This window comes from Pseudoxanthomonas mexicana (assembly GCF_001556105.1).
GTDB classification, from domain to species: domain Bacteria; phylum Pseudomonadota; class Gammaproteobacteria; order Xanthomonadales; family Xanthomonadaceae; genus Pseudoxanthomonas_A; species Pseudoxanthomonas_A mexicana_A.
Window position 1 is genome coordinate 30,831 of the sequence record NZ_LSIF01000074.1, and the last position, 21,819, is coordinate 52,649.

17 protein-coding genes are annotated in these 21,819 nt (G+C 65.8%); 9 read left to right on the forward strand and 8 right to left on the reverse strand.

Annotation, left to right across the window (positions count from 1 at the left end; all coding sequences use genetic code 11):
• Positions 1–178: 178 nt before the first annotated feature.
• Positions 179–2,368, reverse strand: coding sequence for a M3 family metallopeptidase (locus tag AX730_RS13550; protein ID WP_062357381.1), 2,190 nt, complete (start codon positions 2,366–2,368; stop codon positions 179–181).
• A 144-nt stretch (positions 2,369–2,512) separates the two neighbouring features.
• On the opposite strand from AX730_RS13550, the gene AX730_RS13555 reads away from it, so the two are divergent.
• Positions 2,513–4,546, forward strand: a complete 2,034-nt coding sequence (locus AX730_RS13555) for an amidohydrolase family protein (RefSeq protein ID WP_232310264.1) — start codon at positions 2,513–2,515, stop codon at positions 4,544–4,546.
• 93 nt (positions 4,547–4,639) lie between these two features.
• On the opposite strand, the gene AX730_RS13560 is transcribed toward AX730_RS13555, so the two are convergent.
• Positions 4,640–5,248 (reverse strand): hypothetical protein, encoded by a 609-nt coding sequence (locus AX730_RS13560; protein ID WP_062357384.1) that lies wholly within the window; start codon positions 5,246–5,248, stop codon positions 4,640–4,642.
• Positions 5,249–5,362: 114 nt separating this feature from the next.
• On the opposite strand from AX730_RS13560, the gene AX730_RS13565 reads away from it, so the two are divergent.
• Together AX730_RS13565 and AX730_RS13570 are read left to right on the forward strand one after the other, a co-directional pair.
• Positions 5,363–5,845, forward strand: coding sequence for a glutathione peroxidase (locus tag AX730_RS13565; protein ID WP_062357386.1), 483 nt, complete (start codon positions 5,363–5,365; stop codon positions 5,843–5,845).
• Positions 5,846–5,852: 7 nt separating this feature from the next.
• The gene (locus AX730_RS13570; protein WP_062357388.1) at positions 5,853–6,260 is read left to right on the forward strand and encodes a hypothetical protein; all 408 of its coding nucleotides are present in this window, start codon (positions 5,853–5,855) and stop codon (positions 6,258–6,260) included.
• On the opposite strand, the gene AX730_RS13575 is transcribed toward AX730_RS13570, so the two are convergent.
• The 6 genes from AX730_RS13575 to AX730_RS13600 all read right to left on the reverse strand — a co-directional run bounded on the left by AX730_RS13575 (position 6,239) and on the right by AX730_RS13600 (position 12,410).
• Positions 6,239–6,790 (reverse strand): TlpA family protein disulfide reductase, encoded by a 552-nt coding sequence (locus AX730_RS13575; protein ID WP_062357390.1) that lies wholly within the window; start codon positions 6,788–6,790, stop codon positions 6,239–6,241. The genes AX730_RS13570 and AX730_RS13575 overlap by 22 nt on opposite strands.
• A gap of 67 nt (positions 6,791–6,857) precedes the next feature.
• Entirely contained in the window at positions 6,858–7,637 is a 780-nt protein-coding gene (locus tag AX730_RS13580; protein WP_062357392.1) for a ferredoxin--NADP reductase, read from the reverse strand.
• Between the two features lie 68 nt (positions 7,638–7,705).
• A complete protein-coding gene (locus tag AX730_RS13585; protein ID WP_062357394.1) occupies positions 7,706–8,818 on the reverse strand; it encodes an NAD(P)/FAD-dependent oxidoreductase in 1,113 nt (370 codons plus the stop codon).
• 136 nt (positions 8,819–8,954) lie between these two features.
• The gene (locus AX730_RS13590) at positions 8,955–10,634 is read right to left on the reverse strand and encodes a pseudouridine synthase (RefSeq protein ID WP_062357396.1); all 1,680 of its coding nucleotides are present in this window, start codon (positions 10,632–10,634) and stop codon (positions 8,955–8,957) included.
• Positions 10,631–11,458: an SMC-Scp complex subunit ScpB gene (gene scpB, locus AX730_RS13595; RefSeq protein WP_062357398.1), complete on the reverse strand. Its 828-nt coding sequence runs from the start codon at positions 11,456–11,458 to the stop codon at positions 10,631–10,633. Before scpB ends, AX730_RS13590 begins: the two co-directional genes overlap by 4 nt.
• A 46-nt stretch (positions 11,459–11,504) precedes the next feature.
• Positions 11,505–12,410, reverse strand: coding sequence for a segregation and condensation protein A (locus AX730_RS13600; RefSeq protein WP_062357399.1), 906 nt, complete (start codon positions 12,408–12,410; stop codon positions 11,505–11,507).
• A 376-nt stretch (positions 12,411–12,786) separates the two neighbouring features.
• Here AX730_RS13600 and AX730_RS13605 point away from each other — a divergent pair, with 376 nt between their 5' ends.
• From AX730_RS13605 to AX730_RS13630, 6 genes are all read left to right on the forward strand, one after another.
• Positions 12,787–13,086, forward strand: a complete 300-nt coding sequence (locus tag AX730_RS13605; RefSeq protein ID WP_062357440.1) for a YciI family protein — start codon at positions 12,787–12,789, stop codon at positions 13,084–13,086.
• On the forward strand, positions 13,083–13,352 hold the full coding sequence (locus tag AX730_RS13610; RefSeq protein ID WP_062357401.1) for a BolA family protein: 270 nt from the start codon (positions 13,083–13,085) through the stop codon (positions 13,350–13,352). Before AX730_RS13605 ends, AX730_RS13610 begins: the two co-directional genes overlap by 4 nt.
• Before the next feature lie 87 nt (positions 13,353–13,439).
• Positions 13,440–15,701 carry a glycoside hydrolase family 3 N-terminal domain-containing protein gene (locus AX730_RS13615; RefSeq protein ID WP_062357403.1) on the forward strand — a complete coding sequence of 754 codons (2,262 nt, stop codon included), beginning with the start codon at positions 13,440–13,442 and terminating at the stop codon, positions 15,699–15,701.
• A 184-nt stretch (positions 15,702–15,885) separates the two neighbouring features.
• Positions 15,886–16,914 carry a LacI family DNA-binding transcriptional regulator gene (locus AX730_RS13620; RefSeq protein ID WP_062357404.1) on the forward strand — a complete coding sequence of 343 codons (1,029 nt, stop codon included), beginning with the start codon at positions 15,886–15,888 and terminating at the stop codon, positions 16,912–16,914.
• A gap of 96 nt (positions 16,915–17,010) precedes the next feature.
• A complete protein-coding gene (locus tag AX730_RS13625; RefSeq protein ID WP_062357406.1) occupies positions 17,011–20,025 on the forward strand; it encodes a TonB-dependent receptor in 3,015 nt (1,004 codons plus the stop codon).
• 93 nt (positions 20,026–20,118) lie between these two features.
• Positions 20,119–21,756, forward strand: a complete 1,638-nt coding sequence (locus AX730_RS13630; protein ID WP_198147203.1) for a glucoamylase family protein — start codon at positions 20,119–20,121, stop codon at positions 21,754–21,756.
• Positions 21,757–21,819: the final 63 nt, after the last annotated feature.

The following is a 21,819-nucleotide window of genomic DNA, read 5'->3' on the forward strand; positions in this document are numbered from 1 at the left end:
CCCATCTTGACAAGGCTGTGCCACAAGGCCGTCCGAGGGTTATCCACAGTTTCGTGCAGGTTCCATCCACACGCGCTGTGGAAAACCCGCGCGGCGTGCGCGAAAGACGGATCCCTGAAAGCACTACGCCACCCGAAGGTGGCGTAGTGGACTCCTTGCGACGGAAACGCTGCGTTGATCAGCGTGCCGACTTGGCGGCAGGCGCCGCGCTCTCCGGCGCGGTCAGGCCACGCTTCTCCAGCAACGGCTCGATCTTGGGATCGTGGCCGGCGAAATCGCGGAACAGCTTCATCGCGTCCTGGCTGCCGCCCTGCGACAGCAGCGTCTTGCGGAAGTGGTCGCCGTTCTCCCGCTTCAACCCACCATTCTGCTTGAACCACTCCACGCTGTTGGCGTCCAGCACTTCCGACCAGATGTAGGCGTAGTAGCCGGCCGAATAGCCACCCATGATGTGGCTGAAGTAGGGCGTCTTGTAGCGCGGCGGCACGGGCGCGTAGTTGATGCCGTCGGCGGCCAGTGCGGCGGCTTCGAACTTCATCACGCCGGCGGCGGCCGGCACCTGGTCGGCGGTGATCTGGTGCCAGCGCTGGTCCAGCATGGCGGCGCCCAGGTACTCGGTGGTCTTGAAGCCTTCGTTGAACTTGGAGGCGGCGAGCACCTTGTCCAGCAGCGCCTGCGGCAGCGGTTCGCCGGTCTTGTGGTGCTTGGCGTAGTTGGCCAGGATCGACGGCCAGTCGGCCCACATCTCGTTGACCTGCGACGGATACTCCACGAAGTCGCGCGGCACGCTGGTGCCGCTGAAGTAGGGATACTTCACGTCGGAGAACATGCCGTGCAGTGCATGGCCGAACTCATGGAACGTGGTGGTCACTTCGTCCCAGGTCATCAGCGTCGGCTCGCCGGCCGGCGGCTTGGGCACGTTGAGGTGGTTGGCGACGACGGGCTTGTCGCCGCTCAGGCCCGACTGCGACACGTAGGAGTTCATCCAGGCGCCGCCGCGCTTGGAGTCGCGCGCGTACGGATCGAAGATGAAGATCGCCAGCTGCGATCCGTCGGCGTTGAACACGTCGTAGGTCCAGGTGTCGGCGTGGTACTTCGGCAGGTCGGTGCGCTCCTTGAACGTCAGGCCGTACAGCTGGGTGGCGGCGAAGAACACGCCATTCTCCAGCACGTTCTTCATTTCGAAGTACGGCTTGAGCTGCGATTCGTCGAAGTTGTACTTCGCTGCGCGCACCTTCTCGGTGTAGAACGCCCAGTCCCACGGCTCCAGCGCGAAGGTCGGCTGGCCCTTGGCCTTCTGCTCCTGGTCGATCATCGCCTGCAGGTCGGCGGCCTCGCGCTTGGCGTTGGCCACGGCGGCCGGCGCCAGCTTGCCGAGCATCGCGTTGACGGCTTCGGGCGTGCGCGCGGTCTGGTCTTCCAGGCCGTAGGCGGCATGGTTGGGATAGCCCAGCAGCTTCGCGCGGTCGGCACGCAGCTTCATGATGCGCGAGACCAGCGCGGTGGTGTCGAACTCGCCGCCGCGGCTGCCGCGCACGACCGATGCCTGGTGCAGGCGCTGGCGCAGCGCGCGATCGGTCAGCTGCGATTCGGGCGGCTGGCCGGTGGTGTTGAGCAGGGTCAGCACGTACTTGCCTTCGTGGCCTCGCTTCTTGGCGGCTTCGGCGGCGGTGGCGATCTGGCCGGGGGTGAAGCCGTCGAGCTGCTTCACGTCATCGACCACGATGGCCGAGGCGTTGACTTCCTTCAGCACGAAGTCGCTGAACTGGGTGCCCAGCGAGGCGAGTTCGGCATTCATTGTCTTCAGCGTGGCCTTGTCGGCATCGTTGAGGTTCGCGCCGGCGCGGACGAAGCTGGTGTGGTAGCGCTCGATCAGGCGCACGCCCTGCGCGTCCAGGCCCAGCGTGGTGCGCTTGTCGAACAGCGCCTTGATGCGGGCGAACAGCTTGGGATTGAGGTTGATGGTATCGCCGTACGCGGCGAACTTGGCGGAGTAGTCGGCGCGCAGCTTGTTGCGCGCGTCATTGGTGTCGGTGCCGACCAGGTTGAAGAACACGGTGGTCGCGCGGTCCAGCAGCTGGCCGGACTTTTCCATCGCGATGATGGTGTTGTCGAAGGTCGGCGCGGCGGCATTGTTCGCGATCGCGTCGATCTCCTTCAGATGTTCGGCCATGCCGGCATCGAAGGCGGGCGCGAAATCGCTGTCCTTGATCTTGTCGAACTGCGGGTAGTGCAGCGGCAGCGGGCTTTCGGCGAAGAAGGGGTTGGCGGCCTGGGCCGTCTGGGTGGCCGGCGTGGCGGCCTGGCTGTAGGCGGGCATGGCGAGTCCGAGGGTCGCGGCAAGCGCGATGGCGAGGCGGGTGGTCATGAAGCGCTACGTCCTTACAAAGGTGGATTCCCAAGGGTACCCCAGGGGGGGAGGCCGGACCCATGACGAAAGGCATGGGCGGGGGGCAGGGAGGCGCCCCCAAGCTGCGACAGAATGGCGCTTTCGCCCTTGCCGGAGAGACCCGTGAAGCCTGTCCTTGCGTTCTGCTGCTCGCTGCTGCTCGTCCCGTCGGCACTGGCCGCCGAGACCCTGAAGTACGTCGCGCTGGTGGACGGCGGCAAGCAGGCCGGTGAGCAGACCGTCACCGTCGGCGACGACGGCACCACGCGCGTCGACTTCATCTTCAAGGACAACGGACGCGGGCCGGAACTGAAGGAGGAATTCCGGCTGCGGGCGGACGGCACCTACGAGCGCTACCAGGTCAAGGGCGCATCGACGTTCGGCGCACCGGTGGATGAGAGCTTCGTCCGCGAGGGCGATACCGGCCGCTGGAAGAGCACCTCCGACAGCGGCACGCACGCGTTCACTGGTACCGCCCTCTACACCCCGCTCGGCGGCACGCCGGCAGCGACCTCGGTGGCTCTGGCGGCACTGGCCAGGCAGTGCGACGGCAAACTGCCGCTGGTGCCCAGCGGCACGCTGACGCAGCGCACCGTCGCGTCGATGAACATCACCAGTGGCAAGAAGCTGCAGACCGTCGATCTGCTGGCACTGACCGGTATCGGCTTCACGCCCAGCTTCGTCTGGGTGACGCGCGGCGCGGAGCCACGCCTGTTCGCCTACATCTATCCGGGCTTCCTGCAGCTGATCGAGGATGGCTGGCAGGGCAGCGCTAACGCGCTCGAAGCGCGCCAGAAGACCGCCGAGCGCGAGGCGCTGGTCGCGCTGCAGCAGCGCCTGGCGCATCCGCTGCCGGGCACCACGCTGATCCGCAATGCGCGCGTGTTCGACAGCGAGAAGGCGTTGCTGGGCGCGGCCTCGGATGTCGCGGTGCGAGATGGCAGGATCCTTTCCATCTCGCCGGTCGGCCAGTCGAGGGTCGCCGCCGACCATGTGGTCGATGCGGGCAACCGCGTGCTGCTGCCGGGGCTGTACGACATGCACGTGCATGCCGGCGCCTGGGAGGGCGGACTGCACCTGGCCGCCGGCGTCACCAGCGCGCGCGACATGGGCAACGACAACGCCACGCTGCAGCAGCTGATGGCGGAAGAGAAGGACGGCACGCTGATGCATCCGCGGGTGATTCCCGCCGGCTACATCGAAGGCCAGAGCCCGCATTCCTCGCAGGGCGGCTTCGTGGTGAAGGACCTGGCCGGCGCGAAGCAGGCGATCGACTGGTACGCCGAGCATGGCTATCCGCAGATCAAGATCTACAACTCCTTTCCCAAGGAGATCCTGCGCGACACCACCGCGTACGCCCACCAGCGCGGCATCCGCGTCAGCGGCCACGTGCCGGCATTCCTGCGCGCGCAGGACGTGGTGGAGCAGGGCTACGACGAGATCCAGCACATCAACCAGGTGATGCTGAACTTCTTCGTCACCCCGGAGACCGACACGCGCACGCTGGCCCGCTTCTACCTGGTGGCGGACAGGACCGACGCGCTGGATTTCGATAGCAAGCCGGTGCAGGACTTCATCGCGCTGCTGGCGGAGAAGCAGGTCGTCATCGACCCCACGCTGGCCACGTTCGAATTCCTCCACCAGCGTGAAGGCCAACTGTCCCCGATCGTCGCCGATGTCGCGGACCACCTGCCGCCGGATGTGCAGCGCGGTCGCCGCGCAGCGGAGATGGACATTCCCGACGATGCCACCGGGGCGCGCTACAAGCGCAGCTTCGACAAGCTGGTCGAGTTCACTGGCCGCATGTACCGCGCCGGCGTGCCGCTGGTGGCGGGCACCGACGAACTGCCGGGCTTCACCCTGCAGCGTGAGCTTGAACTTTATGTACAGGCGGGACTGACGCCGGCGCAGGCCCTGCAGGTGGCGACCTGGAACGGTGCGAAGTACAGCCGCACGCTGGACGACGCCGGTTCCATCGTGCCCGGCAAGCGCGCGGACCTGGTGCTGGTCGACGGCGATCCGACCACCGACATCGCCGACATCCGCAAGCTGGCGCTGGTCATCAAGGGCGGCCGCGCGTACTACCCGGCCGAGATCCACGAAGCGCTGGGGATCGCGCCGTTCACGCCGGCCATCAAGATGCAGCCGGCACGGTGAGTTGAATGAGGTTGTGGGAGCGACGTCAGTCGCGAATGACGCGCGGCGGACGTCTGATCGCGACTGACGTCGCTCCCACAACGGCAGAGGGACCTAGGCCAGGATCTCGTAGCGCCGCCAGATCCACGACAGTTCGTACAGCAACGCCGCGACGGCGAACATGCCGTGATAGCGCGGGTTGCGCGTGGCGACGGCAACCAGGCTGGCGAGCACGAACACCGTGTTGCGGACACAGTACTCCGGTCCGAGTTGCTGCACGTAGGCCGAGCCCTTGATCAACGTGTCGCCGACGTCGACCACGAACATCACCGCCAGCAGGCCGAAGAACCAGCGCCGCCGTCCGTAGTAGTAATCGCGATAGCCGACGCCGTCGGCCAGCGATTCGGGGAACACCAGTGCGCACAGCAGATACAGCAGCAATGCGTAGAGGGTGACGTACAGGTAGAGGTTGAAGTTCCAGTGCGCCTGGTGCGACAGGCTGAACTGCCACCACCAGAAGTGCAGCAGGTAGACGAACATGAAGCCGGCCCAGAGCAGGTGCACCGCGTACACCGCGTGCGCGCGCGGACGCTCGATGATGCGCGCCGCATGGCGCAGCAGGTGGGTCAGGCCGAGGCCGACGACCATCCCCAGCAGGATGCGGACGTGGATGTAGAGGTTGGCGTGGCTGGCGGGATCGGCGGCTTGCATGGTGGCGTCCATGGTCCGGTACGGGCGCCACGTTAGCCGATCGTCAGCCGCCTGCCCATCTCGCCGGGATGAGCCTTGCCCTGCCGCCGCCGCCGGTGTCTGATAGCGCCTTTCCGGGAGAACCTGATGACCACCGCCTACGATTTCTCCGCCCAGGACCTCGACGGTCGCGAGCGTTCGCTGTCCGAGTACCAGGGCAAGGCCCTGCTGATCGTCAATGTGGCGTCGAAGTGCGGCTTCACGCCGCAGTACACCGGACTGGAAGCATTGTGGCGCGAGTTCGGTCCGCAGGGTCTGGTCGTGCTCGGTTTCCCCTGCGACCAGTTCGGCCACCAGGAGCCGGGTGATGAAGCAGAGATCCGCAACTTCTGCTCGCTGAATTACGACGTGTCGTTCCCGATGTTCGCCAAGATCGATGTCAACGGCAACGACGCGCATCCGCTGTGGAAGTGGCTGAAGCAGGAGAAGAGCGGGCTGCTCGGCATCAGCGCGATCAAGTGGAATTTCAGCAAGTTCCTCGTCGGCCGCGACGGCAGGGTGATCAAGCGCTACGCGCCGACCGACACGCCCGAATCCCTCACGGGCGACATCCGCGCCGCACTGGATTGAGCGCCGCGTGACGAACGAGGCGATGGGCGCGCCGCCGTTCCATATCGAGTTCGGTGCTGCCGACTACGGGCTGCGCGCCTGGGTAACGGGCACCAACGGCACGCTGGAAACGACGCTGGCGTGCTGGCGTGCCATCGCGGAAGAGGTTCGCCGGCTGGCGTCACCAGGACTGCTGGTGGTCGACGACATGGAAGGCCTGCCGCCGCCACCCGAGCAGTTGCTGCAGTTCGTGCAGGCCATGCGCGGGCAGGGCATGGAAGCCGTGCGCATCGCGTATGTCGAGAAACACGTCGAGCAGATACCCCAGGTGGAGTTCGCCGGTCTGCTGGCGAACGAGCACGGCTTCGATGCACGCATCTTCGCGATGGAGGCCGAAGCGGTGCTTTGGCTGCGTTACGGGGAGCGCGGCGGCTGAGCGGATGAACTGCGCTGCAGTGCCTCTTCCGGCAACAGCGCCAACAGTTCCTGCACGAAGGACTCCAGCACCGCTTCCGAGTAGCCGCGATGCGTGCGCACGATGCGGCCGTCCTGTCCGATGATGAACATGTTGGGCAGGGCGGTGACGCCGTAGCGGTCGGTGACGATGCCGCGGACGTCGTGGACGAAGGTGAGGTCCAGGTCCTTGTTGGCGCGCAGGACGCCCAGGTAGTCGTTGCGCGGTTCCTTCATGTTGATCGCGATGACTTCCAGGTAATCGCGGCCCACCAGCTTCTGCACGTGGCCGAGCATCGGCAGCTCGCGCCGGCACGGGCCGCACCACGAGGCCCAGAACGTCACCACCACCACCTTGCCCTTGAGGGCATCGAGGTCGACCGGGTCGCCTTCGCGATCCTTCAGGGTGATCGGCGGCGGCACGTCGCCGATGCCGGGTTGTTTGACGGCATCGCCCGCATACGCGCAAGGCGCCAGGGCCAGCAGTGCGGCCAGCAGCAGATTCCGGATCACGGTGTGTCCTCCCCAGGACGTCGTGGGCGCAGCGTAGCACCCGCCGCATCCGTGGGGCGAGCGGCGGCTACTTCTCGACGAATGCCCGCTCGAACACGTACTGGCCTGCCGTGCCGATGCGCGGTGCGGCGGTGAAACCGCAGCCGTCCAGCAGCGCGCGGAAATCGGCCAGCATCTGCGGGCTGCCGCAGATCATCGCGCGGTCGTGTTCCGCATCCAGCGGTGCGATGCCCAGGCTGTCCATCATCGCGCCGCTGGCCATCAGGTCGGTCAGGCGGCCCTGGTGGACGAAGTCCTCGCGGGTCACGGCAGGGTAGTACAGCAACTTCTCGCGGATGGTCTCGCCGAGGAACTCATGTTGCGGCAGTTCCTTCTCGAAGTAGTCGCGGTAGGCCAGGTCGTCGGCATGGCGCACGCCGTGGGTCAGGATGACCTTGTCGAAGCGCTCGTACGTTTCCGGGTCCTTGATCACCGACAGCCACGGCGCCAGGCCGGTGCCGGTGCCGAGCAGATAGAGGTTGCGGCCGGGATGCAGATCGCTGATCAGCAGCGTGCCGGTGGGCTTGCGCCCGATCAGCACGCTGTCGCCGGGCTTGATGTGCTGCAGGCGTGAGGTCAGCGGACCGTTCTGCACCTTGATGCTGAAGAACTCGAGTTGCTCTTCCCAGTTGGCGCTGGCGATCGAGTAGGCGCGCAGCAGCGGCTTGCCATTGACCTCCAGTCCGATCATCACGAACTGGCCGTTCTCGAAGCGGAAACCGTCGTCGCGGGTGGTGGTGAAGCTGAAGTAGGCGTCCGTCCAGTGACGGACGTCGAGCACCGTCTCGGTGCCGAACGCAGAGGACATGGGGGATGTGGGCGATTGAAGCGACGCGCCATTGTAGCCGACCGGCACCGGCCGGCCCTTGATCGTGCTCAATGCCCTTCTGCCGGATCGGGCGCCGTGTCGCCGCGCTGGTGGAAGCACAGCTGTTCGACTGCGCGACGCAGCGGGCGCGCCGTCAGCAGCAGATCCACCGGCAGGTCGAACTGGCCGTGGTCGAACGCCCAGCGCAGCAGGCGCTTGAAGCCGAAGCCGGGTACCGCCGATGGCCATGGCGGTGACGGCGTCGCATCGTGCAGGAGCCGGCGCGCGAGCATCCGACCCACGCCGGCACCGTGGCGCAGGCCGGCATGGATGCCGCCCGCCGTCAGCGGCGACACCATGCCCGCCGCATCGCCGATCAGCACCACATCGTCGCGCTGCACCGGTCGTACCGGACCGCCACAGGGAATCAGGCCGGCACGGATGCTGTCCGGCGTGTGGGCGGTCGACAACCCGGTCATCGGGGCGACGTGGCGGAGGAAGCCGGCCATGTCGGGGGCGGGATCCTTGCCAGGGTGGTGCCGACGCGCGAGGCCGGCCTGCACGCCAGTCGGTGTCTGCGCCACCCAGCCCAGGTAGCCGGGTGCGAAGCGCTTGCTGATGAAGCAGTGCAGGGCATCGGGCTCGCGCAGCGCCATGCCGGCGAATTCGTACTCCACGCCGTAGAGGAACTGCGTCACCTGGCCCAGGCCGAGCCGTTGTGCGACCCGCGATCGCGCGCCGTCCGCGCCGACCAGGATCCGCGTGTGGCCCACGCCATCGACTGCCCAACCTGTCTGCGTGCGCACTGCGTCGCGGAACGCCTGTCCGCGACGCAGCTCGACGCCGCATGCCTCTGCGCGTTCACCGAGCCAGCGCATCAGCGCGGGCGTGTCGGTGGTGTAGAAGCGGTAGCCGTCGGCGCCCAATCGCATGCTGCGCAAGTTGGGGGCGTACAGGCGTACATGCGGAACGGCGCGCAGCAAGGAGGGCGGCAGCCCCGCCAGCAGCGGTGCATCGCAGGCTTCCTGCACCAGGATGCCGGTGGTATGCACGCGCTCGCCGAGGTCGTGCTTGCGGTCGATTACGCGGATGCGAAGACCCTGCGTGGCGAGTTCGTGCGCGCAGGCGAGGCCGGCGAATCCGGCACCGACCACGATCACGTCATAGCGGTTGTCCTGCATCGTCGGGCATGCGCTCCATAAGGGGATGGTGGGCAGCGTGCCGGCGGTGCGGGGAGTCGCGATGAAGTCGCCATGAAGTCAGCGGCGATCCGTATCCAGAAAGAAAGAAGGCGCCCAGGGGCGCCTTCCGTTCTACTCAGCCGTGGCCGCCACCGCGGGGGCCGCGTTGTCCGCCGCCACCGGGCCTGCCGCCGCCGCCCGGACGACCGCCGGGACCGCGGCCACCGGCAGGACGACCACCGGGGCCAGGACGCGGGCCAGCCTGCTGCGGACGATTGCCACCACCGCCCGGACGTCCCGGCGGACGCGGGCCGCGCGGTTGCTGGCCATAGGGATTGAAACCGGGATTGGCGTGGTCGGACGGGAAGCTCGGTGCGCTGGCGGGATGGCCATACGGACGCGCCGCACGCTGCGGCTTGCCCGCGCCCTGACCACCGCGCGGACCGCGCTCGCCGCCGGGGCCGGCACGGTCAGCACCGAAGCGATCGCCAGCGAAGCCGCCCGGACCTGCGCCCGGACCACGCCGGCCTGCGCCGCCGCCGGGCTTGCCAGCGGCACCACCCGGACGCCCGCCAGGCTTGCCGCCGTAGGGCTTCTTCGGGCCGCCGGGACCGGCATTGCGATGGCCGGCCGGGCCGGTGTCCACGCCATCCGGCACGTACCAGCTGCGGAACGCGGCCGGATTGCCATCCGGCAACGGCTTGGGTCCCTTCTGCGTGCGTTGCTTGAACGGACGCTGCGACTGCTTCGCCGCCTGCTCGCCGCTGACGGTCAGGCCGCCATGCGGCTTCTTGCCGCGGCCGCCACGGCCGCGGTCTTCGCGCACGTGGTCGAAGCGGCGCAGCTCGCGGCCTTCGTCGGCGCTGTTGTGGCCGTTGACGTAGGCGCTGCCGCTGCGGCCGCCGCCGACGTGCACGGTCGACTTGGCGGCCTTGCGCTGGCCGATCACCGGCTGCAGCGTCAGGGCGGCCGGCGTGCCGACCTCCAGGCCCAGGTCCTTGCGCAGCGCTTCGACCTGCGCATCCGGCAGTTCCTGCGTCTGGCCGCGCAGCAGCGGCTGCGGCAGGCTGACCTTGCCGTAGCGCACGCGCTTCAGGCGGCTGACCTGGCAACCCTGCGATTCCCACAGGCGGCGCACTTCGCGGTTGCGGCCTTCCTTGACGACCACGCGGAACCAGTCGTGCGAATCGGTGCCGCCGATGCGTTCGATCTCGTCGAACTTGGCCGGGCCGTCGTCCAGCGCCACGCCGCGGCGCAGGCGGTCGACGACGTTGTCCGGCACGCTTTCCTGGCCTTCCGGCGCGCGCACGCGCACGACGTACTCGCGCTCGACTTCGTACGAGGGATGCATCATCGCGTTGGCGAGTTCGCCGTCGGTGGTCAGCACCAGCAGGCCGGTGGTGTTGATGTCCAGGCGACCGATGGCGATCCAGCGCGCGCCCTTCAGCGAGGGCAGCGCTTCGAAGATCGTCGGACGGCCTTCGGGATCTTCGCGGGTAGTGACTTCGCCTTCCGGCTTGTTGTAGATCAGCACGCGCGAGGGTTCGGTCAGCGCGCTGGCGACGAAGGTCTTGCCGTCCAGTTCGACGCGGTCGCCGCCCTTGACCGACATGCCGGTCTGCGCGACTTCACCATTGACCTTGACCAGGCCGTCGGCGATGCGCTGTTCCAGCGCGCGGCGCGAGCCCAGGCCGGCCTGCGCCAGCACCTTGTGCAGGCGCTCTTCCAGGCGATTGGTATCCGGCGCTTCGGCGCCTTCGCCGCGCTTCAGCGACAGCTTGCCCAGGGTGGTTTTCTTGGTGGGGGTGTTGCTCATTGTTTCTGCTCCGACGGTGCCCGGTCTTCCTCGTCGGAAGCAGCGGCGTCGTCATCTTCGGGTTGAGGTTCATCGTGATCGCCGGCGTCGTCGCCGGTGTCATCGGATGCGGTGTCTTCGTCGGCATCGTCCGATGCCGGAGTGTTCTGCTGTTCGTCGTCCGTGTCGTCGCCGTCATCTGCGGCGTCCGTGCTTTCGTCCTGCGTGCTTTCGTCCCGGGCGTCGTCGACGGCATCGCCGCTGGCGATGCTGACCGGCAGCGGCGCGCCGTCCAGCGGCAGCTGCGGCTCCAGTTCGCCGATGTCCTTCAGTTCGGACAGCGGCGGCAGTTCGTCCAGGCGCTTCAGGCCGAAGTAGTCGAGGAAGCCCTTGGTGGTGCCGAACAGCGCGGGTTTGCCCGGCACATCGCGGTGGCCGACGACGCGGATCCACTCGCGTTCTTCCAGCGCCTGGATGATGTTGCTGCTGACCGCTACGCCACGGACCTGTTCGATCTCGCCGCGGGTGATCGGCTGGCGGTAGGCGATCAGGGCCAGCGTTTCCAGCGTGGCGCGGGTGTACTTGGTCTTGCGCTCGGTCCACAGGCGCGCGACCCAGACATGCACGTCGGCCTTGACCTGGTAGCGGTAGCCGGACGCGACCTCGACCAGCTCCACGCCGCGGTCGGTGCAGGCATCAGTCAGCTGCTGCACGGCGTCTTCGACGCTGCCTTCCGGCGCCGGCTCGTCCTCGGGGAACAGGCCATGCAGCTGGGCCAGCGTCAGCGGCTGGGTGGCGGCCATGAGGGCGGCCTCCACGATGCGGTTGATGAGCGATTGATCCATGCGGTCCTGTCGTTCGGAAAGGCGGCGGGCGGGTGGCCCGGCCGCGTCACGGGCTGTCGTTGGCGGCGTCGCTGTCGTCGAACTCGCTGGAGAACTGCAGCGGTTCGTTGGTGTTGTTCAGCGCCAGCGACTTGATGTAGATCGGGGCGAGCGGGGCTTCCTGCACGATGTCGAGCAGCTGTTCCTTGGCCAGTTCCAGCATGGCCAGGAAGGTCACCAGCACGCCCAGCTTGCCTTCCTCGGGCGTGAACATGCTCTCGAAACGGTGGAACTTGCCATCCTCCAGCCGCGTCAGCACGTCGCCCATGCGCTGGCGCACGCTGAGCGCCTCGCGCTTGATCGCGTGGCCGGTGAACAGCTCGGCGCGCTTCAGCACGTCGTGCAGTGCCAGCAGCATTTCCTTCAGCTCGACCGGTGGCGGCAGCTTGACCGCCGCACGATCCGGCACGTCGGCGCTCACCGGCGTCGTATCGCGGTCCTGGCGGGGCAGGGCGTCCAGGTCCTCGGCCGCCTGCTTGAAGCGCTCGTACTCCTGCAACCGGCGGACCAGTTCGGCGCGCGGATCGCCTTCCTCGCCGTCCTCGCTGACCGGTCGCGGCAACAGCATGCGCGACTTGATCTCGGCCAGGATGGCGGCCATCAGCAGGTACTCGGCGGCCAGCTCGAACCGCAGTTCCTGCATCACATTGATGTAGTCCACGTACTGCCGGGTGATTTCGGCGACGGGGATGTCCAGGATGTCCAGGTTCTGCCGGCGGATCAGGTACAGCAGCAGGTCCAGCGGGCCTTCGAACGCGTCGAGGATGACCTCCAGCGCGTCCGGCGGGATGTACAGGTCCTGCGGGATCTGCAGCACCGGCTGGCCATGCACCACCGCCAGCGGCATTTCCTGCTGCTGCGGATGCGTGGTCGGGGTTTGTGGGTTCGCGTCGGACGCGAGTTCTGGGCTCATCAAGAAACAGCCATCGTGCGGATCACCCTGCAGGCCTGCGCGCGGCAGGACGGCGCGGCACCGGCATTGCACCAACCAAGATCATCATGCGTCGCAGGGCGAACGCTTCCCTTACAGCAACCAGCAAAGCACACCGCAGGGATGCGGCGGCGGACAGCGAGAGGTCGTCGGGCGCGGGCGGGTGGGGGCAGCGAATCGAACGTCCCGGTGATCCCTCGATGGGGCAGGGAGGTCGGCGTGGCCGGGTCTTCCCCTGGACGGGCCGCTGCTTCCGGCCGTGCAATGGAGGACAGGGTAAGCCCTGTCCCATACGGTGTCCAGCGCCGGATGGCGGGACCGCCCTTACAATTCAGACTTCGCCTGCGGAGTGAACACCATGTGGTATGCCATTGAAGGCCATGACGGCCCCGACGTCCTGGCCCGGCGACTGGCGGCGCGCCCCGAGCATCTGGCGCGGTTGACCGCCCTCCGCGACGACGGCCGGCTGCTGTTGGCCGGGCCGTGTCCGGCGATCGACGCCGAGGATCCGGGCCCGGCCGGCTTCAGCGGCAGCATCGTGATCGCCGAATTCGATTCCCTGGAGGACGCACGCGCCTGGGCGGATACAGATCCGTACGTGGCGGCCGGCGTCTACGTCCGCGTCGACGTGCGCCCGTTCCGCAAGGTCCTGCCGTGAGCCGGGTGGAGCGGATCCGGGCGGCGCTGGAGTCCGCCCTGCAGCCGCTTTCCCTGGACGTGCTGGACGACAGCCACAAGCATGCCGGCCATGAAGGCGCCCGTGATGGGCGCGGCCATTTCACCGTCCGGATCACCAGCGAGGCGTTCGTGGGCAAGGCGCCGCTGGCCCGCCACCGTGCGGTGTACGCCGCCCTGGGCGAGATGATGCAGACCGACATCCATGCGCTGGCCATCGAGGCGCGGACGCCCGACGAAGCCCGCTGAGCGTCCGCCGGCCATCTGGCAGCGCCGCATGCAGGTCGGATTGAAAACGTTTACATTCGGCCCCCTTCGTTATGCCGGGAGGGCGCCATGCAGCACAGAACCCTTGTTTCGCGACGACCGCTGCTGGTCGGACTGATCGCCGCCCTGCTGGCCGCGCCGGCCTCCGCCAAGCCTCCCGTCTATGCCACACCGGCGGAGAAGACCTTCGTCGACGCCTTGATGGCGAAGATGACGGTGGAGGAGAAGCTGGGCCAGCTGAACCAGCCGGCCGGCGTGGGCAACAACACCGGTCCGGCGGCGATGGCCGGCAACGAGGACCAGATCCGCCGCGGCGAGATCGGCTCCTACCTGGGCACTCAGGGCGCGGTCCTGACCTGCCGCCTGCAGAAGATCGCAGTGGAAGATTCGCGGCTCGGCATCCCGCTGCTGTTCGGCTACGACGTGATCCATGGCCACCGCACCGTCTTCCCGGTGCCGCTGGGCGAGTCCGCCAGCTTCGATCCGGTCGAGGTGCAGCATGCCGCCCGCGTCGCGGCGATCGAGGCCTCGGCGCACGGCATCCATTGGACCTACGCGCCGATGGTCGACATTGCGCGCGACCCGCGCTGGGGTCGCGTGGTGGAGGGGGCGGGCGAGGACCCGTACCTGGGGTCGGTGCTGGCGGCGGCGCGCGTGCGCGGCTTCCAGGGCGATGACCTGCGCAAGCCGGATGCGGTGCTGGCGACCGCCAAGCATTTCGTCGCCTACGGGGCGGCCGAAGGCGGCCGCGACTACGACGTGGCCGACATCTCCGAACGCACGCTGCACGAGGTCTACCTGCCGCCGTTCAAGGCCGCGGTGGATGCCGGTGCGCAGTCGATCATGGCGGCCTTCAACGAGGTGGGCGGCGTCCCGATGCACGCGCACCGGCCGCTGATCGAGGACCTGCTGCGCAACCAGTGGGGTTGGGACGGCCTGCTGGTCAGCGACTACACCGGCGTGATGGAACTGATGCCGCACGGCGTCGCGGCCGACCGCAAGCAGGCAGGTGCCCTCGGCCTGCGCGCCGGCGTCGACGTCGACATGGTCAGCCAGATCTATGTGCAGGATCTGCCGGCCGAAGTGAAGGCGGGTCGGGTGCCGATGGCGCAGGTGGATGCGTCGGTGCGCCGCGTGCTCAACGCGAAGTACCGGCTGGGCTTGTTCGACGATCCCTACCGTTCCTGCACCGATGACGGCGCACGCGAACGCGCGCTGACGCTGACGCCGGAGCACCGCGCCGACGCGCGCCGGATGGCGCAGAAATCGCTGGTGCTGCTGGAGAACGACAACGACGTGCTTCCACTGTCGAAGTCGGTCCGCACGCTGGCCGTCATCGGCCCATTGGCCGACCATCGTCGCGCGATGCTGGGCAACTGGGCCGTGGCCGGGCGCGAAGAGGATGCGGTCACTCCGCTGGAGGCACTGAAAGCAGCGCTGGGCGAGGGCACCCGCTTGGTGGTGGCGAAGGGCGCCGACATCGACAACCGGGACACGTCCGGCTTCGCCCAGGCCGTCGCCGCCGCGAAGCAGGCCGATGCGGTGGTGATGTTCCTCGGCGAACACCCGGACATGAGCGCGGAAGCGAACAACCGCACCTCGCTGGACCTGCCCGGCGTGCAGGAACAACTCGCACTTGCCGTCGCCGCGACCGGCAAGCCGGTGGTCGTCGTGTTGTTGAACGGACGCCCGCTGTCGATCGGCGGCCTGAAAGACAAGGTGCCCGCGATCCTGGAAGCGTGGTTCCCGGGCGTCGAGGGTGGCCATGCGATCACCGACGTGCTGTTCGGCGACATCAACCCGTCGGCCAAGCTGCCGGTGACGTTCCCGCGCAACGTCGGCCAGGTGCCGATCTACTACGCGCACAAGAACACCGGTCGCCCGCCGAGCGAGCAGGAGAAGTACACCAGCAAGTACCTCGACGTGCCGTGGACGCCGCTTTATGCGTTCGGTCACGGACTCAGCTACACGACGTTCCGCTACGACGTGCCGACCATCGCATCGCCGACGCTGGCACTCGGGGCGTTGCAGCAGCAGGTCAGCGTGCGCGTCACCAACACCGGCAAGCGGGAGGGCGTCGAGGTGGTGCAGCTGTATGTGCGCGACGACGTCGCCAGCATCACCCGCCCGGTGAAGCAACTGCGCGGCTTCCAGCGCGTGGCGCTGAAGCCGGGCGAATCCAAGGTTGTGACGTTCGATCTCGGCTTCGAGGATCTGGCGATGTACAACGACCGCATGCAGCAAGTGGTGGAGCCGGGTAGGTTCACGGTGTTTGTCGGTGGCAGTTCCGACCGGACACGTGAGGTCACATTCGAGGTCGCCGCCCGGTAGGAAGTACGCGTTGCAGCAGGCACGAATATGCTGCAACGCAAAATGTCCCCGCGTGCGTTTCACCCATGTAAGTGCATGAATTCTTGTTGTTTTTGGTGTCGAATAACGCGGGCTTTACACGTTTCCGTGAAAACGGTTACAGTCCGCGCCACTCAAGGCTGTCATCACCGCGGAGGGGCGGGGAATGGCGCGAACCTCGGTCACCATCAAGGATGTCGCACGTGAGGCGCGGGTTTCCGTCGCCACCGTGTCGCGTGCCTTGAATGGCCACGAGAACGTCGCCGAATCCGTCCGCCAGCAGGTCTTGGCCACGGCCGACCGCCTGCGCTACCAGCCGCATGCTGCGGCACGCAGCCTGAGCAGCCGCCGCACCCAGACGATCGGCGTGGTGCTGCCGGACCTGTACGGTGAATTCTTTTCGGAGCTGATCCGCGGCGTCGACCAGGTCGCACGCGCCCGTCGCCAGCACCTGCTGGTCTCCAGCTACCACGGCCACCCGGAAGAACAGGGCGAAGCCCTGCGCGCGATGCGTGGCCGCGTCGACGGCCTGCTGGTGCTGTCGCCCTACACCGACCGGCCGGGATTCCTGGTGGACAACCTGCCGTCTTCGCTTCCCGTCGTGCTGATCAACACCGACGTGCAGGATGCGTCATACCCGACGCTGACCATCGACAACTACAGTGCTGCCATGGCGATGGTCGAACACCTCGCACAGGCCGGCCATCGCCGCATCGCCTTCATCGGCGGACCCGAAGGCAACTTCGATGCACGCGAACGCCTGCGCGGTTACCGCGATGCGATGGCGCGCTTCGTGCCAGCTGCGTCGCCGCAGGAGTTCGCAGGCGACTTCAGCGAATCCTCCGGTTACGAGGCTGGCAAACGCATCGCACAGTCGGCGGAGAAGCCGCAGGCCGTCTTTGCTGCCAACGACATGACGGCATTGGGCTGCCTCTATGCCTTCAACGAAGCCGGCGTGCGCGTTCCGCAGGACGTCGCGCTGGCCGGCTTCGATGACATCCCGCTCGCGCGTTTCGTTCACCCGACCTTGACCACGATGCGGGTCAGTATTGCCGAGCTGGGTGGCCAGGCGATGAGCCGTTTGCTGGAAACGATCGAATCCGATGGTGCGCGTGTGGCGCCCTCGGCCATGCTGACGCCCGAACTGATTGTCAGGGCGTCAAGCGTGGGAGAGGGACGCCACGCGGAAAAATAAGCAAAGGCGGGACCGCTTTTTTTTGGGCGGAGATGTAATCGATTACAAGCGGCGCCAAGCCGATATGCAGTACATCAATCTTTGGAGGGAGAGCCAATGAAGCAGCACAACCGCACCACATTCCGACCCAACCGCAAGTTACTGTCGTGCGCCCTGGCCAGTTGCCTGGCGATGGCGGCACCGCAGGTGATGGCGCAGTCCACGTCCGCCACGCTGCGAGGCGCGGTGACTGCGGATTCGACCGTCACCGTGACCAATGTGGATACCGGCCTCACCCGTACCGCCAAGGCGGCGAATGGCAGCTACAACATCGGTGGTTTGCCGCCGGGCACGTACCGGATTGAAGTGAATACCGGCGGACAGACCAGCAGCCGCGCGGTGACATTGGCCGTGGGCCAGACGGCGACGTTGAACCTGCAGGAAGCACCGCCCGTGTCCGCGCCCACCGGCGATGCAACCACGCTGGATACCGTGCGCGTTACCGCGCCGATGTTGGTGGAGACCAAGACGTCGGAAGTGGCGACCTACGTCAGCCAAAAGCAGATCGATGCTCTGCCTCAGGCGTCCCGCAACTTCCTGGCATTCGCCGATACCGTGCCAGGCATGATTTTCGAGCAAGGGGCTGACGGTTCCACCAAGTTGCGTGGTGGTGGTCAAAACTCCAACGGCATCAACGTCTTTATCGACGGCGTCGGCCAGAAGAACTACGTCCTGAAGGGCGGTATCAGCGGTCAGGATTCGTCGAGCGGCAATCCCTTCCCGCAACTCGCGATCGGCGAATACAAGGTAATCACGTCCAACTACAAAGCCGAGTATGACCAGATCAGCAGCGCCGCGGTGACGGCCGTCACCAAGTCGGGTACCAACGAGTTCAGCGGAAGCTTCTTCTGGGACTACGCTCCGAGCGACTGGCGGAAGCCCACGGTTGCGGAAGAGGCAACGGGTCAGAAGGTTCGCTCCAAGGAGGAACAGTATGGTGCGGCGTTCGGTGGGCCCATCATCCAGGATAAGTTGTTTTTCTTTGTGACTTACGAGGCCAAGGAGATCAACCGCCCGCGCACGGTCGGCTTCGGTACCAGTGCGTTTGATCCTGCCTACCTGACGCCTGAGCTTCTGTCCTACATCGGACCCGCCATCGCGCCATTCAAGCAGGACAACTTTTTCGGAAAGCTGACGTGGCAACTGGGTGAAAACCACCTTATCGATCTGTCTGCGAAGTATCGCGAGGAAGAGGAAATCACCGGCGTGGGTGATGGTCCTAACACGCCGGAGTACGGTAGTGCCAAGAGCAATGAGAGCACCCGTGTAGACCTGCGTTGGCAGTGGACGGGTGAAGACTGGCTCAACGATATGCACCTGACGTCCGAGGACGATGCGTGGAGTCCGCGTCCGGTAACGATCGCTCCCGGTCGATCCATCCGTTCGACGCTAACCAACATGAATGACGGCAACACGCTGATCAATCTTGGTGGCGGCGCGGATTATCAGGACAAAGGACAGAAGGGCATTTCGTTCCAGAACGACTTCACGTTCACCGGCTTCAATGCCCACACTCTGAAAATGGGTGTGAAGTTCAAGCGTGTGGAAATCAATGCTTTCGAACAGCAGCCTTACAACGCGCAGTTCCGCTACGACCTCGCCGAGAACATCGACGATGGCCGTACCGCAATCGATGATTTCATTCCGTGGCGCGTTGAGTTCGGTGCGCCGATTGGCGGGGCTAACCGCGATATCACTTCGAAGAACAAGCAGTACGGCATCTATCTTCAGGATGACTGGGAGGTCAATACTCACCTGACGTTGAACCTTGGTCTTCGATATGACTATGAAAAGACGCCCGGTTTCGAGAACTATGTGACGCCGGCCGGCATCGCTTCGGCGCTGCGAGGCTGGAGCAACATCAATGGCCCGAATGTCGACTACGACATCGAGAACTACATCAGTAACGGTGGGAACCGGAAAGCGGACAGTAACAATTGGGCGCCTCGACTGGGCTTCTCTTACGACATCGGGGGTGACCAGCGTCACGTTATCTTCGGCGGTGCTGGTCGTTCCTATGATCGCAATCTGTTCGACTACCTGGCGCTCGAACAGTCCAAAAGCACGTTCCCGCGTTACAACTACTTCTTCAACACGACGGATCATCCTTGCACGGTTGGAGCGGGAACGTGTATCGCGTGGAATCCGGCGTACTACGACATCAACAACCTTTATGCATTGACCGCCGCGACCCCAAATCTGGGCTCCGAGGTCAATCTCATCAACAATGATCTTGAAACGCCGTACTCAGACCAGTTCAGCATCGGTATGCGCAACGTCTTCACCGTCTGGGGCAATGACTGGAACACGTCTGCCACCATTGCGCACGTGCGCAGCAAGGATGGCATTGTCTTCACGCTCGGAAATCGTTGGCCCGACGGAAGTTTCCGCAACCCCGCCGTGCCTGGCGCGACGTGGGGCAGTCAGCCGTGGGGCTTCCCGATCCCGGGTTACGGCACGCTAATCCGGGCGGATAACGGCATCGAGACGAAGACCAGTCAGTTGTTGTTGTCTGTCGAGAAGCCGTATACGCAGAGTTCGCCGTGGGGTTTCACCATGGCGTACACCTTCAGTGATGCCAAGGAGAATCGCTCCAACGCAGTCAACAGTGACGAACACTACTCGTTCGACTACCCGAACCTGGCTGGTTTGCCGTTCCTCCGGTCTGTCGGCGTACCCAAGCACCGCTTGGTCGCTACTGGTATCTATGAAGTTGGCGGGATTACGTTCTCGAGCAAGTTGACACTGGAAAGCCCGCGTCCCAAAGATGCGACCGACTGCTTCAATGCCTCCAGTTTCGATAATTGCTTCTTCAGCCCAGCTACGCCGCGCGGAACGATTGGATACAAGTCTTTCGATCTGGCGATGCAGAAGGTGTGGGACACGGGAACTGATCTTCGCGTGCGTGCGCGCGTCGATATGTTCAACGTATTCAACTGGCAAACCTACACGGACTTCGACACGTGGCGCGGTGGCGTCGGTTCGCCTAACCCGAATTATCTGAATCGCAACGGCGTCGGCAGCATGTGGTCTCCGCGCATGGTCAAGCTGTCGCTAGGCTTCGACTGGTAATACACACCCGCCCTCGGGCGGCGCCTTCCGGCGCCGTCTGATCGGCGGGTTTATTCGATCCAGCCCTGTAATCGGTTACAACGGGAAAATGTTTTGAACAAGATCACCCCAGCCCCGCGCGCGTCCTGGTTCATCGGCGTCGCGCTGACTCTGTTGATCGCCGGTTGCCAGAAGGCGCCGGAAGAGAAGCCGGCGCCCGTCGCCGCCAAACCCGCGACGCCCGCCGTCGCCGCCAAGCCGGAGCCGCCGGCGAAGCCTGAGCTGCCGCCGCTGTTCCGCGACATCGAACGCCGCACGTTCCAGTTCTTCTGGGACACCACCAACGAAGCGAACGGCATGACGCCGGACCGCTATCCGTCGCGCCCGTTCGCCAGCATCGCATCGATCGGTTATGCGCTGACCGCCTATCCCATCGGCATCGAGAACGGCTGGGTCAGTCGCACGCAGGCAGTCGACCGCACGCTGACCACGTTGAAATTCCTGCGCGACGTGCCGCAAGGCCCGCAGAAGGACGGCAAGGGCGGCCACAAGGGCTTCTACTACCACTTCCTCGACATGAACACCGGTGAGCGCTTCAACACCTGGGTGGAACTGTCCAGCGTGGATACGTCGCTGCTGCTGATGGGCGTGCTGTTCGCGCAGTCGTATTACGACCGCGACGACGCGCGCGAGAAGGAAATTCGCGACATCGCCGACACCATCTACAAGCGCGTCGACTGGACCTTCCTGCAGCAGAACAAGCCGTTGATCTCGATGGGCTGGTTCCCGGAGAGCGGCACCATTCCGCACGACTGGAAGGGCTACAACGAAGCCATGATGGTCTACATCCTGGCAATGGCCTCGCCGACGCACCCGGTGGGCCAGGATGCGTGGGAAGTCTGGACGCGCAGCTACAGCGAGCTCTGGGGCGTGTTCCAGGGTCAGGAATACCTGACGTTCGCACCGCACTTCGGGCACCAGTACAGCCACGTCTGGATCGACTTCCGCGGCATCCAGGACGCGTATATGCGCGAGCGCGGCATGGACTACTTCGAGAACAGCCGTCGCGCCACGTACGCGCAGCGCGCCTACGCGACCGAAAACCCGATGAAGTGGAAGGACTACGGCGAGAACGTGTGGGGCCTGACCGCCTCCGACGGCCCACAGCAGACCCTGCAGCAGTACCGTGGTGAGCAGCGCCCGTTCCGTCACTACTCCGCGCGCGGCGCCGGTTTCCGCGAGAACTTCGATGACGGCACCATCGCGCCGACGGCCGCCATCGCGTCGCTGCCGTTCGCGCCGGAAATCGTGATTCCGGCGACGGAGGAGATGCACCGCCGCTATGGCGACTACCTGTACTCGAGCTATGGCTTCCTCGATTCGTTCAATCCCAGCTTCGACTACGACATTCCGTTGAAGACCGGCCGCATCGTGCCCGGCAAGGGCTGGGTGGCCAGTGACTACATCGGTATCGACCAGGGCCCGATCCTGGCGATGATCGCGAACTACCGGAACGACTTCGTCTGGAGCGTGATGAAGAAGAATCCGTACATCCGCGATGGCCTGAAGAAGGCCGGCTTCCAGGGCGGCTGGCTGGATGCAAAGACCGAACAGGCGGCAGCGGGGACGGCCACGGCGCCGATCGCGCCGCCCGATCTGGATGCGGCTGCAGCGCGTGCGCTGGGTACTGCCGAGTCGCGCGCCAATCAGGCGTCACAGCCCGAGGCGGTGCGTCCACAGCAGCCAGAGTAAGCTGTCCGCATGGAACCGCGTGCGCCAGCCAGGGTCTCTCCGGCACGCATCAGGGTCTTCTCC